This is a genomic window from Actinosynnema sp. CS-041913, from assembly GCF_050942485.1.
In the GTDB taxonomy this organism is placed as follows: Bacteria; Actinomycetota; Actinomycetes; order Mycobacteriales; family Pseudonocardiaceae; genus Actinosynnema.
Genome location: NZ_CP192037.1, coordinates 3530670 through 3546525, shown reverse-complemented (window position 1 = coordinate 3546525; position 15856 = coordinate 3530670). Strand labels below are relative to the sequence as shown.

At 67.3% G+C, this 15856-nt stretch carries 9 protein-coding genes; 4 read left to right on the top strand and 5 right to left on the bottom strand.

What is annotated here, in order from left to right; genetic code table 11:
• Positions 1-114: 114 nt before the first annotated feature.
• Positions 115-501: a winged helix-turn-helix transcriptional regulator gene (locus ACQPZF_RS16945; RefSeq protein WP_433272648.1), complete on the bottom strand. Its 387-nt coding sequence runs from the start codon at positions 499-501 to the stop codon at positions 115-117.
• Between the two features lie 106 nt (positions 502-607).
• Here ACQPZF_RS16945 and ACQPZF_RS16940 point away from each other — a divergent pair, with 106 nt between their 5' ends.
• Entirely contained in the window at positions 608-1537 is a 930-nt protein-coding gene (locus tag ACQPZF_RS16940) for a zinc-binding dehydrogenase (RefSeq protein WP_433274585.1), read from the top strand.
• Positions 1538-1677: 140 nt separating this feature from the next.
• On the opposite strand, the gene ACQPZF_RS16935 is transcribed toward ACQPZF_RS16940, so the two are convergent.
• Entirely contained in the window at positions 1678-1908 is a 231-nt protein-coding gene (locus ACQPZF_RS16935) for a hypothetical protein (protein ID WP_433272646.1), read from the bottom strand.
• 254 nt (positions 1909-2162) lie between these two features.
• Here ACQPZF_RS16935 and ACQPZF_RS16930 point away from each other — a divergent pair, with 254 nt between their 5' ends.
• Entirely contained in the window at positions 2163-2594 is a 432-nt protein-coding gene (locus tag ACQPZF_RS16930) for a hypothetical protein (RefSeq protein WP_433272644.1), read from the top strand.
• A 226-nt stretch (positions 2595-2820) separates the two neighbouring features.
• Positions 2821-3762, top strand: a complete 942-nt coding sequence (locus ACQPZF_RS16925; protein ID WP_433272642.1) for a LysR family transcriptional regulator — start codon at positions 2821-2823, stop codon at positions 3760-3762.
• A gap of 15 nt (positions 3763-3777) precedes the next feature.
• Here ACQPZF_RS16925 and dnaE read toward each other — a convergent pair whose 3' ends face one another.
• Positions 3778-7347, bottom strand: coding sequence for a DNA polymerase III subunit alpha (gene dnaE / locus ACQPZF_RS16920; protein ID WP_433274583.1), 3570 nt, complete (start codon positions 7345-7347; stop codon positions 3778-3780).
• Positions 7348-7614: 267 nt separating this feature from the next.
• On the opposite strand from dnaE, the gene ACQPZF_RS16915 reads away from it, so the two are divergent.
• Entirely contained in the window at positions 7615-7923 is a 309-nt protein-coding gene (locus ACQPZF_RS16915) for a hypothetical protein (protein ID WP_433272640.1), read from the top strand.
• 529 nt (positions 7924-8452) lie between these two features.
• On the opposite strand, the gene ACQPZF_RS16910 is transcribed toward ACQPZF_RS16915, so the two are convergent.
• Positions 8453-8929, bottom strand: a complete 477-nt coding sequence (locus tag ACQPZF_RS16910; RefSeq protein ID WP_433272638.1) for a hypothetical protein — start codon at positions 8927-8929, stop codon at positions 8453-8455.
• Positions 8930-8938: 9 nt separating this feature from the next.
• Entirely contained in the window at positions 8939-15679 is a 6741-nt protein-coding gene (locus tag ACQPZF_RS16905) for an RHS repeat-associated core domain-containing protein (protein ID WP_433272636.1), read from the bottom strand.
• Positions 15680-15856 lie beyond the last annotated feature (177 nt).

Genomic DNA, 15856 nt, shown 5'->3' with positions numbered 1-15856 from the left:
GCCGCGACACCGGGCCCGGCCCCGCGTGTCAGTCCATCGTGGAGCTTGGCGTCGGCGCAGGCTCCTGCCGGAGAAGCTCGGGTCGGATAACCCTCGTATCAGGGAAGCCTCGGGTCAGGACAGCTTCGCGTCATAGGCCCGACGCGCGGTCTCGATGTGGTCGAGGTGGTCGCGGGTCCAGTGGCAGATCCCGCTGACGGTGCGCAGCAGCGTCCGGCCGGGCGGGGTGAGCGTGTAGTCCACCTGCGGCGGGGAGGTGGGGTGGACGTGGCGGGCGATCAGGCCGTCGCGCTCCAGGTTCCGCAGGGTGCGGGTGAGCATCTTGTGGCTGATGCCGTCGATCCGGGTGCGCAGTTGGCTGTACCGCAGCGTGCCGTCGCCGAGCGCGGAGATGACCAGCAGGACCCACCTGTCGGCGATCCGGTCGATCACCTCGCGGGCCACGGAGTTGGCGTGCGTCACATCCCCGTGGGCGTCGGCCGTCCCGACCTGGGTGCTCACCTGAAGGTTCCCTTCGTTCATGCACGTGCGTTCTTCCGGGCGGGCAACCACCTTCCTACGGTGACCCGGTGACCGCAAGGCAGAACGGAGACCGCTCGTGCAGGCAATGATCCCTACCGACGACAAGGACGCCCTGGTGGAACGCGCCGAGGTGGCCGATCCCGTACCGGCACCCGGCGAGGCGCTGGTGGCGGTCGAGGCGTTCTCGCTCAACCGGGCCGACCTGATCCGGCTGACCGGAGGACCTCGATTCCGGCCGGACCCCGCGTGGCGTCCCGGTGACGACCTGGCGGGCACCGTCGTGCGAGCGGCCACCGACGGCAGTGGCCCGGCCGTCGGGCAGCGGGTCGTCGGCTACTCACCGGCCGGTGGCGCGTGGGCCGAGTACGCCGCCGTGGCCACCGACCGACTCGCGGTGCCGCCGGACGACGTGGACGCCGCGACCGCCACCGCCCTGCCCACGGCGGGGATCACCGCAGCCCGACTGCTGCGCAGCGCGGGCGGGTTGTTCGCACGCCGGGTCCTGCTGACCGGGGCGACCGGCGGAGTCGGGCACTACGTGGTCGAACTGGCCGTCGCAGCAGGCGCCGAGATCACCGCGGTCGCCACAGCGGACGAGCCGTGGCAGCGGCTGCCGGAGCTGGGCGCCACCACCGTGGTCCACCGCATCGCCGACGCCGAGGGGCCGTTCGACGTGGTGCTGGAGTCGATCGGCGGCGACCACCTGCCCGCCGCCCTGGCCAAGGTGCGTCGCGGCGGCCTGGTCCTGTGGTTCGGCCAGGCGTCCGGGCAACCGGTCACCCTGAATTTCTTCGACTACTTCAGCGGTCACGAGTCCGCCGCCGTGCGCCAGTTCACCGTGTACGACAGCACCACCAGTTGGGCCACCGACCTCGCCGCCCTCGTCCGCCTGACCGCCACCGGACGCCTGCACCCGCAGTTCGGCCTGCACCGCTGGGACGAGGTCAACGACGTGATCACCCTGCTCGACAACCGACAGCTCCAGGGAAAGGCCGTCTTCATCCTCGCCGGCTGACACGCGCCCCCTTCCTCGGAACTCCACACCCTCGGCCGGACGGGTGAAGCGGACGAAAAGAACCCGTGCAGGTCTCCCCCATGCGGCAGATGTCCCAATACCCATGACGGTATGTGGAGTAAATGGCTCTCGGGCCTGCTTCAGGAACTGTCCGACCGCACGCCCTTCAAGGCGATCACCGTGCTGCGCGTCCTGGTGGCGGCTGCCGGGCTGCTGGTGCTGGCGGGGTCGGCGCTCCAGTTCGGGTGGCCCGCCCTGGTGTACTGCGCGGTGCCGGCGCTGCTGTGGGTGCTGACCGCGACGTGGCGGGGCATCGCCGCCGTGCCGAGCCCGGTGTACTGGGCGGCCTGCGCGATCACCACCTCGTTCATGGTCCCGATCCTGGCGAGCTTCGACCAGGGGCCCTACCAGGAGGTGCCGCTGGAGCCCGGATATGTCGTCGGGATCTGCGTCTCGGTGCTGCTGATGATGGGTCTGGCGCGACTGCTGACCCTGGAGGACCGGCAGGCACGACTGCGGGGTCTGGCACCGGGAGGTCTACCTGCCGTGGTGGCAGGAACACGCGCGGGCGACCGGCACGCAGTGGCGCACGCCGCCGCGGTGGCAGGACCTGCCCGAGGACGTGGTGTCGTCGCACCCGTTGGGCGAGGTGCGGCTGACCCTGCTCAAGCTGGTCGCGGCCACGGCGCTGCTCGTCGGGTCGAGCGGCGGGATGGGCGCGGCTGCGGCCACCGGGACCGCCGTGGTCGCGCTGGTGTGGCGGGTGCGGGGCACCGCGCTGGCAGCGGTCGCGGGTGCGGTGCTCGCGGCGTGGGAGGGAGCCGAGGCCACCGCCACCGGGGCGCTCGCACTCGTGACAGGGCTGTTGGCCGCCTGGTCGTGGTGGGAGGCGTCGCGGCTTCCGCTGTGGCCCCGGTGGGCATATCGGACGGTCCGCCGGGACGGCTACGGCATGGCACCTGCCGTCTACGCCGGGCTGCCCATGGGGAACGTCGTCCCGGTCGACCTGATCGTGCCGGACCTCGACCTGCTGTGCCGCGATCACCCCGGGCCGTGATCAGGTGATGGTGGGCGGGTCCGGCCGCAACTGCGGAGCAGGAGAGGTGGGCGCGCAGTCCGATGTGCTCGACCGCCTCCAACGGCCCGCCCAGGACTCGCCACCCAGGTCGACGCCGCACCGCTCCACCAGCGGTGGACATCCCGCAGTTGTAGGATGATCACCACACTGGGTGCACACGCACGACAGCCTGTGGCACAGCGGTCGGCGGGGCCGGGAGGCATGGATGGCGGAGCTGGACCTCGGTTCGGTGCGTGCTTTCGTCGCGGTGGCGGACAACAGGCATTTCGGCGAGGCGGCTGCACAACTCGGCATCACGCAGCAGGCGGTGTCGAAGCGGATAGCCAAGCTCGAGTCGACCGTGGGCTCGGTGCTGCTGTCCCGCCTGCGCGCGGGTACCGGCCTGTCCCGCGCGGGTGAGATGTTCCTGCCCCACGCCCGGACGTTGTTGGCCACTGCGGACCACGCCTTGGCGGTGCTCACCGGGCGGGACCGACCGCTGCGCGTGGACGTGCTCGACACGCGACTCGCGGCGGCGGAGTTGGTGCGCGACTTCTACGAGGCCGCCGACGAACCTGACATCGATGTCGTCACCTCGACCGGTCTGCGGGCGGCCCGCACGGCGCTCAAGACCGGCAAGGTGGACGCGGCGTTCGCCCGGCTCACCGGCTCCCTCGTCGAGGACGGGCTGCGGAGTATCCCCGCCCACTTGGAGCCGGCACAGGTGCTGGTCGGGACGGGCCACCCGCTCGCCGGGCGCGATGAGGTCAGCATGGCCGAGTTGGCCGGCGCCACGGCGTGGATGCCGGGCAATGCGCCCGACACCGAGTGGACCGACTTCTGGGACGCGGTGAGCGCCGCGTTCGGCGTGCGGATCGACAGCACCGGACCGAATTTCGGCTACGAGCACTTCGTCGGCGGGATCGCGCGCAGCACCGACCGCATCGGGTTCATCGGCGAGCAGTGCCGGGTGCCGGACCACCCCGGCGTGGTGCGGTTGGCGGTTGCGCCGCCGCGCCCGACCTACCCGTGGTCGCTGCTGTGGCATCCGGACAACGAGCACGCCCTGCTGCCCGAGCTGGTCGAGCACATCCGGAGCGGATTCCGGGCGCACCACGTCGACGGGGCGTGGCTGCCCGAGGCGGACCGGGCAGCCTTCCTCGCCTGACACCACCGCGTGGCGTCAGGAAGTCACGCGCACTCCCGGGACGGACCGCAACTCGCCCAACAGGGCCGCGGTGACCGACACCGGGTAGTCGTCCACCGCGAGGGTGACGCTGCGGGGACCGCTGCCCACCACGATGCGCACCGGCGTGCTTCCCCGATGCGCCTGCAAGGTCGAACGCAGCTCCACCACGCTGTCCCTGGTGATCCTGGCAGTCGTCACCTCGAGCACGAGCGGGGGTTCGCTGCCATCGAGCCGGGCGCTGCTGAGGTCGAGCGACGCCAGGTCCGAACCGAAGACCGACATCTTGTCCTCCCGCCAGTTCACCCGGCCCTTGACGACGACCGCGGCGTCCTCGACCAGTTCCTCGGAGAGCACCGCGTAGCTCTTGGGGAAGAACAGCACCTCGATGGAGGCGTCGAGGTCTTCGATGACCGCGATGGCCCAGGTCTCGCCCTTCTTGTTGACCCGGCGCTCCAGTGCGGAGATCATCCCTGACACGACCAGCTCACCCTCACGGGGCGGGTTGGCGAGCACCGCGCCGATCGACCTCGGCGCGGCCTTGCGCAGGATGTGCTCGGTGCCGTCGAGCGGGTGTGCGGAGACGTACAGGCCGAGCATCTCCCGTTCGTAGGCGAGTAGCTGTTTGCGGGGCCACTCCTCGGCATCGAGCCGGAGGTGCGACAAGGGGGACGACCCGGCATCCGGCTCGGCGACCGTCTCGTCCCCGGTGCCGAACAGGTCGAACTGGCCCATGGCCTGCTGACGCTTGAGCCCGACGACCGCGTCGACGGCCTCCTCGTGCACTTCGAGCAGCGCCCGTCGACCGTGCCCAAAGGAGTCGAAGGCGCCTGCCTTGATCAGCGACTCGAGGACCCGCTTGTTGCAGCACACCAGCTCCGACTTCTCCACGAAGTCCGTGAAGGACGTGTACTTGCCCTTCTCGTTCCTGGTGGCGATGATCGACTCGACCACGTTCGCGCCCACGTTGCGCACCGCGCCGAGGCCGAATCGGATGTCGTCGCCGACCGCGGAGAAGCGCAACGAGGACTCGTTGACGTCCGGCGGCAGCACCTTGATACCCAGTCGCCGGCACTCGGCCAGGTAGACGGCGGACTTGTCCTTGTTGTCCCCGACCGAGGTCAACAGCCCGGCCATGTACTCGGGCTGATAGTTCGCCTTGAGGTAGGCGGTCCAGAAACCGACCAGGGCGTAGCCCGCGGCGTGCGACTTGTTGAACGCGTACCCGGCGAACGGCAGGATCGTGTCCCACAGGGCCTGCACGGCCTCGTCGGAGAAGCCCTTGGCGTTCATGCCGTCGCGGAAGCCCTCGAACTCCTTCTCCAGGACCTCCTTCTTCTTCTTGCCCATCGCCCGGCGCAGCACGTCCGCGCGGCCCATGGAGAACCCGGCGACCCGCTGCGCGATCTGCATGATCTGCTCCTGGTACACGACCAGGCCGTGGGTCTCGGCGAGGATGTCACGCAGCGGCTCGGCCAGCTCGGGGTGGATCGGCTCGATCGCCTGCCGGGCGTTCTTGCGGTCGGCGTAGTTGTTGTGCGTGTTCATCGCCATAGGCCCCGGCCGGTACAGGGCGTTCACCGCGACGATGTCCTCGAAACCGGTGGGCCGCATGCGTCGCAGCAGGTCGCGCATCGCGCCGCCGTCGAGCTGGAACACACCCAGCGAGTCGCCGCGGGCAAGCAGGTCGTAGGTGTTCGGGTCGTCCGTGCTCAACCTGTCGAGGTCCACCGTCTCGCCGCGGTTGGCCTCGACGTTGTCGATGGCATCACCGATGACCGTGAGGTTGCGCAGCCCGAGGAAGTCCATCTTCAGCAGGCCGATGGCTTCGCACGACGGGTAGTCCCACCCGGTGATCACCGCGCCGTCGTCGCGTCGCCACAGTGGGATGACGTCGACCAGCGGTTCGGAGGACATGATCACCGCGCAGGCGTGCACGCCCGCGTTGCGGATCAGGCCCTCCAGACCGCGGGCGGTCTCGAAGATGGTGGCGACATCCCGGTCCGACTCGATCAGCGCCCGCACCTCGGCGGCTTCCGGGTAGCGCTCGTGGCCGGGATCGACGATGCCGCCGAGCGGGATGTCCTTGGCCGCGACGGGCGGCGGCAGCGCCTTGGAGATCCGGTCGGCGATGGCGTAGCCGGGCTGGCCGAAGTGCACCCGGGCCGAGTCCTTGATCGCCGCCTTGGTCTTGATCTTGCCGAAGGTGATGACCTGGGCGACCCGGTCGGCCCCGTACTTCTCGGTGGCGTAGCGGACCATCTCGCCGCGGCGGCGGTCGTCGAAGTCCATGTCGATGTCGGGCATGGACATCCGCTCGGGGTTGAGGAACCGCTCGAACAGCAGGCCGTGCGCGATCGGGTCCAGGTTGGTGATGCGCATGGCGTAGGCGACCAGTGATCCCGCCGCCGAACCCCGCCCCGGGCCGACGCGGATGCCGACCTCGCGGGCGTGGTTCATCAGGTCGGCGGTGATCAGGAAGTAGGCCGGGAACCCCTTCTGCACGATGACGTCGATCTCGAACTCCGCGCGTTCGACGTACTCGCGGGGCACGCCGCCGGGGAGCCGCCACTCCAAGCCGCGCATCACCTCGGCGCGGAACCACGAGTTCACATCGTGGCCAGGAGGCGGCGTGTAGACCGGCATCCGGTCGCGGTGCTCCCACACCTCGGCGTAGGACTGCACCCGCTCCGCGATCAGCAGGGTGCTGTCGGTGGCGCCGGGCACCTCGGTGTCCCAGAAGGCGCGCACCTCGTCGGCCGACTTGAGGTAGTAGCCGTCGCCGTCGAACTTGAACCGGCTCGGGTCGCCGAGCGTCTTGCCGGACTGCACGCACAGCAGCGCGGAGTGCGTTTCGGCCTGGTCCTTGGTGACGTAGTGCGAGTCGTTCGTGGCCAGGGGACGCAGGTTCATCTTCCGGCCGATGTCCAGTAGCCCTTCCCGGACCGAGCGCTCGATGGGCAGGCCGTGGTCCATCAGTTCGAGGAAGAAGTTGTCGTGGCCGAAGATGTCCCGGTAGTCGGACGCTGCCTGGAGTGCCTCGGCTTGCTGTCCGAGCCGCAGCCGGGTCTGCACCTCGCCGGACGGGCACCCGGTCGTGGCGATGATGCCGGAGGCGTTGTCCGCGAGCAGCTCCCGGTCCATGCGCGGTTTGCGGTAGTAGCCCTCCAGGCTCGCCAGCGAGGACAGCTTGAACAGGTTGCGCAGGCCGGTGGCGTTCTCCGCGACCATGGTCATGTGCGTGTAGGCGCCGCCGCCGGAGACGTCGCCGCCGACACCTTCGTCGGTGGTGCCGCGCTGCCCGGACTGACCCCAGAACACCGGTTTCTTGTGGTGCCTGCTGACCGGTGCCAGATATGCCTCGATGCCGATGATGGGCTTGATGCCGGACTTCTTCGACAATTGGTAGAACTCGTCCGCGCCGTACATGTTCCCGTGGTCGGTCATGCCGACCGCGGGCATTCCCAATCGGGCAGCTTCATCGAACAACGGCCCGATCTTCGCCGCGCCGTCGAGCATCGAGTACTCGGTATGCACATGCAGGTGGACGAACGAGGACGACGACAACGGACGGCTCCCGAGCTGCAGCGACGGACAGACGATCGCCATCCCAACGAAAACACAGGGCAACAGCAAACAAACGACACGCGTGGGTTCACAACCGCTGGTTGTCAACCCAGGAAAATATTCACGCCCTTGCGCGCGTTCAACCGGGATGGATACGCTTCGATGCGCAATCCACATCGCCCATGAAGGGGCAGGTCAGTGGCCGGTTTGCTGTCGACACTGCGAGGGTGGACCATCCCCGCTATCCGCGAGGATCATCTCATCAGGTTGACCGAGCGCATCCCGCTGCTGCCGGACCGAGTGCGCTACCAACTGGGCATGGTCGACCGCCCGATGTACGCGCACGGCGTCCGCAAAGCGGTGGAACTGGCCGCCGCGCTCGACCACCGGGGCGTCACCGTGGTCGAGTTCGGCGTCGGCACAGGCGGCGGACTGCTGGCCCTGTCACGGCATGCCCGCTACTACGAAGCCGAGTCCGGACTGACGGTGCGGGTGACGGGATTCGACTCTGCATCGGGTCTGCCCCCACCGGTCGACTACCGCGACGTCCCCTACGCTTGGCGACAGGTCCAGTAACGGATGGAACCCGACGAACTACGTGCCCGCCTGGACGACTCGGTCGACCTCGTCTACGAACCGCATAGATACTCAAACGACCATTACCTGACGTTTTGAGTTGTTCGCCCGCTTCAAGGTTGACCGCGCCGACCCACTGTCAAATGGTGGCGTCGTAGAACGGGTGATGGGCGGTCTCACGGACGACCTTAAGGCCGCTTGGAGTGGCTACGACAACATCTACATAGTCCTTGTCGGCATCAGCGATATGGACCGCGAGTACCTCGTGTGCCTCAGTTTGCGCGCTCTCGGATTTGCTGTTGGCCCACTGCCTCCATCCGGGCATCGCCAACACCCAATCATTACACTCACTGCCACAGATCAAGCAGGGCTCACGCCTCTCGACATCCGCCGACGACAGCGGTTGAGCGACCCTCCTTATGTGTACCACCACGCCGCTCGATCGATGTGGAAAGGTTTTCGGCAAGCACAACGTCCATACCGAAATGGTGGCACATACCTGCAAAGCTATGCCCAGCCGCGAACCCGATCAGCCTTGCACCAGACTCAGGGCATCAATCAGATACGGATTCCGATTGAGCGCAGGATACCTGGGTTTGAGCTCGTCGAGAAGCTCGCCCAACGCGCCCTTGGCGACCTCAAGCAACTGGTCGTATGAAACGGCTGCGATGGCCGTCGAATACGAGCAGGAGGTAGTGACCAGCAAATCTTGGACGCGAAACTCGATCCAATCCTCGGACTCGGTGAAGCCAACCCTCACCACCTCTTCAGACGCCAACTTTCGAATCGATCGCAACAACCCGATGCCGAAACCGAGTGTTGACACCCACCCGAAGCTCGTCCTGAAGTCCGCGCCTGCGATGACCAGATCGACGTCACCCATGAAACACGAGAAGAACAACTGATATACCGGCGCGGTCGCCAAGTCCATCTGCCGTTCAGGGTTTCCGTACGGCGAAGCATCGTCGGGAACGTACCTCAGACTGATAGCGGCTGACATCGCCATCCCACAACCCTATCTTATAATCGGAAACATAGTGCCAAGATTCCCTTTGTCGTCGACGTAGATATTCACCCACGACGTCGGAACGCCATCGACTGTACCGAACCCCGCCACTCCGGTGTCGTAGATGTGTTGGTGGGTTCCCGGGATGTTGCCGGGACCGACGTAGGTGTTCTTGTTGACACCCGCCATCGCCACGTTGATGACATCCTCAGGCGACGTTTCTGCACCGAACTTGCTCAGGGTTCCACTGCCCGGGGACTTAGCTGGCGTTCCGGGGCCGTGCAACTTCCATACGTGCCCATCCTTCGCCCCGTGAATCCGCTCCATCACCTGCCAAGGATCAGCCAAGCCATTGCAGTTGTGAACCAGGGCCGACGCCCGGCCCGCGAGGACGTAATACGTGTGAATACCGTCGACGGTGAGGTTGTACGTACGGAGACTAGCACTGTACTGGCGAGTGGCGTGGACGGCCACGCGACCGTTGCCGGGCGTCTGGAGCTGATCACCTGGCTCCAGCCCATCCGCGTTGGTCCACTTGCCCGTAGTGGCGTTGTAGAAAAGGTGGTGAGCGGTGGTGCTGATGGTCTTCGGACCTTCTGATGCGACGATCGTAAGATCGACATATTCCTTATCAGCGTCAGTGATGTGGACAGCGATGACCTTATTTTCTTCGACCTGCTCGCGTTCAGGTTCGTTGTTCGCGATCTTGTCGCCGACTTTGATCTCGTCGATGCGCTTGGTGGTGCCGTCGGCCATGAGGACGTGGGTGTCGCCAGTGAAGCTGTTGACGCATTTGCCCGCCGCCGTCACGCCGTCCGAGGCGTGGTCGAGCTTTCTTCCGCCGTTGGCGATTTTGGCCAGGCTTGCGGCCATGCCCGCCACCGGGACGGCCCCGCCGCAGGACAACGCCGCGTCGGCGTGCTCGCCGTGGGCACCGTGAATCCCGCAGTTCGCGAGGTCCGCCACTTCACCGACGACCGGGAACAGTCCGATGATGGTCAGGAGAAGTTGGGCCTTTTCACGGGTCATGGGACCGTTTTGGCAGTTGGGACAGGCCGGGTAGCCGCTTGTGGAGCGAGTCGGGTTGCCGGTGCCGCAGGATTTTGCTGCCGGGTAGTTGCTGGTGGTGCAACTCGGGGGCGTGCGGTCTACCGGGCTGGGGGGATCCACTCTCGGGGTGGGAATCGAGTTGTCGTAGCCCAGGCCGTTGGAGGGGCGTTTGCCGCCACCGCATTCGCCGTCCGGGCACATCCAGGTCGCCAGGCCGGTGGGGTCGCTGAAGGTGGTGGGGTTGTTGTCGGCGTAGGCGTAGCCGGTCCACTGCTGGGAGTTGGTCAGGTCGAGGATGGGGTCGACGCTGATGAACCGGCCGGTGGCGGCGTCGTATTTGCGTGCGCCGATGTCGGTGAGTCCGGTGGTCTGGCTGACCGGTTTGTTCAGGAACCCGTGTCGGTCCGGCCAGGGGAGGCCGGCGGTCTGGTCGAGTTGGTTGCCGTAGGGGTCCATGACGCGGCGGCTGACGGCGAACCCGACCGATTGGACCGCGACGGACATGGTGTTGTGCAGATCGGAGACGAGGTAGGTGGGGTTGGTGTTGCCGACGCGCACGGCGACCGTGGTGCCGTTGTGGGTGTAGTAGCGGGTTCCGGTGATGGCCCCGCTCGTGTTGTCGCGGGTCAGTTCCTGGCCGGGTAGGTAGAGGGTGGTCTTGCCGGGGTCGCGGCGGACGAGTTGGTTGCCGTCGGCGTCGTAGACGTATTTCGTCGTGCCCGCGGGTGAGTTGACCGTGGCGAGGCGGCTTTCCTTGTCCCAGGTCAGGGTGTGTTCGCCGGAGGGCATGGTGCGGCGGGTGGTGTTCCCGGCCGTGTCGTAGCCGTAGCTGGACAGGGTGGAGCCCGACGGCCCGGTGGTGGTGGCGCTGGCCAGCGCGTGGGGTTGGGCGCTGCCGCTGGTGGGGTAGGTGTAGGTCGTGGTGGTGTCGCCGGTGGTGCCGGGTAGGGCGTGTTGGGTTTGGGTGGTGCGAAGGCCGCCCGGCTCGAAGGTCCAGGAAGTCCAGTACGGGGTGGGGCCGCCGATGTTGGCGTGGCCTGGGGTTGTGGTGGGGGTGGCGGCGCAGTTGTCGGTGGCGGTCCAGGCGTTGTTCAGGCGGCGTAGGGCGTCATAGGTGTAGCACTGGGTGCGGACCGGGGCCTGGCCGTCGGCACCCTGGGTGTTGGCGGATCTGGTGACGTTGCCGACGGGGTCGTAGGTGTACTCGGTCTTGTCGATCTGGGCGGGCGTCTGTTGCGCGTGGAGGGAGGTGTGCGTCAGTCGCCGGGTCTGGGGGTCGTAGTCGTAGTTCAGCCAGGCGGAGTTGTTCGACGGTCCGAGTAGGTATTGGCTCGCTTCGCCGAACGCGGTGTAGGACGCGTCGGAGACGTAGGCGTTGCTGCCGTCGGTTCTGATCGGCTGGCCGTACTTGTTGTACTTGGTGCCGATGACCTCGCCGGGCAGGCCTCCGGTGGTGGGCGGTTGGACCTGGAAGACCTGGCCGGTCGAGGTGTAGCCGAAGGTCGTGGTGAACAGTGTGGTCAGACCGGTCTCGGCGGCCGGGAGTTGGGTGACGGTCTTGGAGACCAGTCCTTGGCCGTTGTACATCGTCGGGCCTGTCCTGTACTGGCCGTCGGGTGTGTACCGGGTGGTGTAGCCGGGCAGGCCGACACCGTTGATGGCGTTGTCGTACGACCAGGACGCGAGCATGGTGCCGCTGGTGGAATCGGCGTATTCGGCGGTCTTGCGGCCCAGCACGTCGTAGGTGAACGCCAGGGTCGTGCCGCGGGCGTCGGTGGTGGTCAGGATCTGGCCCGCGAGGTCGTAGGTGGTGCTGGAGGCGCCGGCGTCGGGGTCGGTCTGGCTGGTCTTGCGGCCCAGGAAGTCGTAGCTGAACGTCCACTGGTTGCCGACCGGGTCGGTGCTCTTCTTCAGTTGGCCCAGCGCGGTGTACTCGTGGGTCGTGGTTTGGTAGGCGCCACCGGTGACGGTGTCGCCGGTGACGGTCGGCGGGTTCGTGTAGTGGCGCACCTCCGCGTCACGACCGCGGACATCGTTGATTTTCGTGGTGATGGTGCCGCCTTGGGGCGGGAAGACCGTGACACCGTCGCCGCCGTGGACGGTCCTGGTCTTCCAGGTGGCGGTGGAGCCGTTGTAGGCGGTGGCGAGCACGGCCCGGCCTGCGCCGTCGTAGTCGGTGACGGTGCGGTCGTTGACTCCCGACGCGTCGACCTGGACCAGGGTTGTGGTGGGGACACCGCTGGTGACGTAGCGGTTGTTGGTGATGCGTGCCCAGCCGTGCGAGTCGTAGAGAACGTCCTTGCCGACGCGTCCGTTCCCGCCGTCCACGGCGTCGGCCTGGGTTTGGCGGAGCTGACCGAAGGCGTCGAACAGATCGATCTTCGTCAGGTAGTTGGTGCCGTCGATGTAGTCGACCAGCGCCTTCGTGGTGACCGCCAGCGGCCCGTTGTCGCGGACCAGGTATTCGTAGGTGATCGCCGGAGAGCCGCCGCCGGATCGCCGGATCTGTCCGGGTTTCCAGACTTCGGTGACGCGGCCGAGGGCGTCGTAGCCGACGTCGGTGCGTCGCGAGCCGACGTCGATGGTGGCGGTCGGCTTGCCGCGTGCGGGTTCGAGTTCGACGGTGCTGGTCTGGTTCTTGGGGTTTGTGGTCACCGTCTTGGTGACCACGCCGCCGTCCGCCGGGGTGTAGGCGATGTTCGTAATGCGTTGTAGTGCGTCGGTCTTGGATGTGACGCGACCGGAGATGTCGTACCCGATGGTGTCGGTGGTGGCGAACGTCAACTGGTCGTTGGTGTTCGCGGTCGCGGTGTCGACGCGGGTCGGGTCACCCGCCGTGGTCTGACCGAGGATGGTGCTCTGGTCGTAGTAGGTGCGCGACGAACTGAGAATCGAGGATTGAGCTACGCCATCCGTCGGGCAGGACTGTTGCGACACAGTGACTTCGGATACTCGGTCGCGGACCCACGTGGTGGTGTTGTCGGCGTAGCCGGTCTTCGTGCACAGATCCGGGACACCGTCACCGGACTCGGTGCGGGCGACCAGCCGGCCGGTGTCGTCGTAACGGTTGGTCGTGACCGCCGTGCGGGTGCCGCCGGCTGCGAGGTGCGTGATCGTCCTGGTGCGGGCGATACCCATGACGTCGGCGGTCAACGCGGGCAGGCCGGTGCGGGCGCGGGTGGCGGTGGTGCCGATGACGGTCGGGTCGGTGATGGTGGTGGAGATGCGGGGGCCGCCGTCGCCGTTGAAGACCTCGGTCTCGTAGGCCGTGTCGGTGTAGCGAAAGTGGTCGGTGGTGGTCTCGCCGAGCGAGTTGGTGACGGTGGCGGTGCGGTGTGCGCCGCCGGGCAGGGTGTCGGCGTCCATGCCGCGGAAGTAGGTGGTGCGGGTCAGTGTCTGCTTGTCGTGGACGCCGGCGTCGTGACGCTGGGTGTCGCCGGTACGGACTTCGACTTTGCCGTAGCCGCGGTACTGGCCGTAGGTGCGGTGCTCGGGTTGGACGAGTTCGAAGTCGTCGTGGTGCCAGGCGGGTGTGCCCAGGTACGTGTAGGTGGTGATCTGTGTAGGTGAGGCGCCCAGACGGGGCTCGCCATTCGGCCCGAGCGCGCCGTCGGTGACCAGTACCTTGTCGACGACGTACTTGTGGAAGAAGTCGAGGGTCGGGTTCTGGTTGAACGGGAGGGTGCGGTAGACGGGGTAGCAACGGCGGGTGTTGTTGGCCAGGTCGGTCGGGACGCTGTCCTTCGTGCAGTCCGGCGCGCTGTAGTCGACGATGATCCCGGTGCCGGTCTCCGTTTTGATGTTGGTGATGCGCCACCGCGCCAGACCGCCAAGGCCGCTGTAGCCCGCGACCCGGTTGTCGAACGCCTGGTGGGTGAACGTGATCGCCGGCAGGGTGATCGAGTCGGTGCCCCTGAAACCGGTGCGGGTGATCGACTGGAGCAGCAGTTCCTTGGCGTTGTCGGTCAGGGTCGGGATGTCGTGGGTCAGGCGGTACTCGTCGACCTTGACCGGACCGGAACCCTGGTTGTACTGGGTCGTGATGGTGGTCAGGCGTTTGGTGGACCAGTACGACGGGGAGTGGTTGTTGCACACCGCGCCGGGTTTGCATTCCTGGTCCTGCGGGGTGTCCGGCCACCGGGTGGCGTTGTCGGCGGTGAACTTGGACGGGGCGCAGTCGAACCCGGCGTCAGGCAGGCACCGTTCCGCCACACCGAACACGACCTGGTTCGGCGCGACCGCGCCGTAGATGGAGCCGCCGGTGTTGCGCAGGCCGTAGTCGATGCGCTTGAGCGTGCCGCCGCGGGTATACGAGACGCCAGCGGTCTGCGTGTTGGCGCCGTAGTGGTTGGTCTCCTGGTCGTAGTAGTAGGCGGTGACGTTGCCGTGGGGGTCTTCGACGAAGTCGAGGTTCCAGCGCCATGCCTGCATGCACCACGACGAGGCGAACCCGCTGGGGTTGTGGCACTTGTCGCCTGCGCGGGGGCCGTAGACCGGGACCGTCCAGGCGGAGTTGGTCTGTTCCTGGCCGGTGTAGCCGGGGCCGCGGTTGCGGCCGAAGTAGTAGCTGACACCGGCGGTGTTGGTGACTTTCCAGTACTCGCCGTCGTGTACACCGTTGCCCGCGCCGATGAGCAGTTCGATCCGCGCACCGCCGTCGACCGACGCGCGCCAGGTATTGGTGGCTTCCTGGTACACCAGCTCGGTGGCCTGGCCGCCGAGGTTCATCGTGACGATCTGCCCGGCCCAGCACAAGTCACCGGTCTGCTGTGCCTGCGGCAGCGTCTTGTCCGTGGCACAGGTGCGATAGGTGCGTTCGATGGAACCCGGTGAGTAGTTCCAGCCCTGACCGATCCACGAGGTCTGGCTGTTGGTCGCCGACGTGCGACCGTCCACAGAGGACGAGCTGTAGGACAGGGCGACACTCGGGGCGACAGTCGAACCGGAGGACGTCGGAGGCAGCGTGATCGGGTAGGACCAGCTGAACGAGCCCGAGCTGCCCGACACCGCCCACGTCCCGGACGGCGACAGTGACGATGCCTCGAAGGTGCCGTCGGGGCCGGAACTTCCGGCGGTCGCCGCGAGCACCATCGTCTGCGCGGACGGCGCGCCTGCCGTGACTTTCCTGGCAGGTGGCGCGTCGGTGGATGCCCGGACCGCAGGGGCGGTCACGGTCTTGGCCGCCGGGTCGTTGGTGGACGGCAACGGCGTCCGCACCTGGCATTCGGCCTTGTCGGGCGTGGACAACGCGCAATCGGGCAACTGCTCCAACCGGAGACGCGACCCGAACTCGGCACCGCCGGCATTGCGGAAACCGGAGTAGTCCAAGCCGACGGAGACGTCCTCGATGGTGCCGTCGGTCGGCGTGACGGTGAAGACCACGCCGGCCACACCCGCGCGGTGTGCAGCGTCCTGGTCGACGACTTCGACGTCGAACCGCCGTTCCTTGTCCCCCTTGGCCGCCACGGTCACCGGCAGGCCGCCCGCGCGACGCGATGACGCTCCGGCGGACACCGACGCCTTGCCCGCGTCGGGCCAGCGGGCATGGTCCGGTTGGGCGTAGGCCGGTTCAGCGGAGGGCTGTTCCTCGGCTGCCAACGGGATTTCGCGGTGGGAGATGGGTTCCTGCCGTTGGGCGACGGGAAGTTCGAACGTTCGCACCACATCGGAGGTCAACCCGACCGCGAGTGCAGCGGTCACGGCCATCGACAGGAGGGCGGACGGCGTCCGTCTGGACCAACCCGAGTTGGACGCGCCGACCGCGTGCGGACGCGCGGAATCCCCACCGAACATGCCTCAAGCCCCCCTGAGAACAGGACCGTGATCGGTCACAGGCCAGCGAACAGTAAGCCATCGCAACCGACTCCGGAAGACCAC

What these genes read in the sequence shown, in the direction of transcription:
- ACQPZF_RS16940 (WP_433274585.1), top strand. Translation starts at nt 608, where the DNA reads ATGATCCCTACCGACGACAAGGACGCCCTGGTGGAACGCGCCGAGGTG.
- ACQPZF_RS16935 (WP_433272646.1), bottom strand. Translation starts at nt 1,908, where the DNA reads ATGAACGAGGTGGTGATCGCGCAGGCCGCCCAGTACACCGGGCTCGGC.
- ACQPZF_RS16925 (WP_433272642.1), top strand. Translation starts at nt 2,821, where the DNA reads ATGGCGGAGCTGGACCTCGGTTCGGTGCGTGCTTTCGTCGCGGTGGCG.
- ACQPZF_RS16910 (WP_433272638.1), bottom strand. Translation starts at nt 8,929, where the DNA reads ATGGCGATGTCAGCCGCTATCAGTCTGAGGTACGTTCCCGACGATGCT.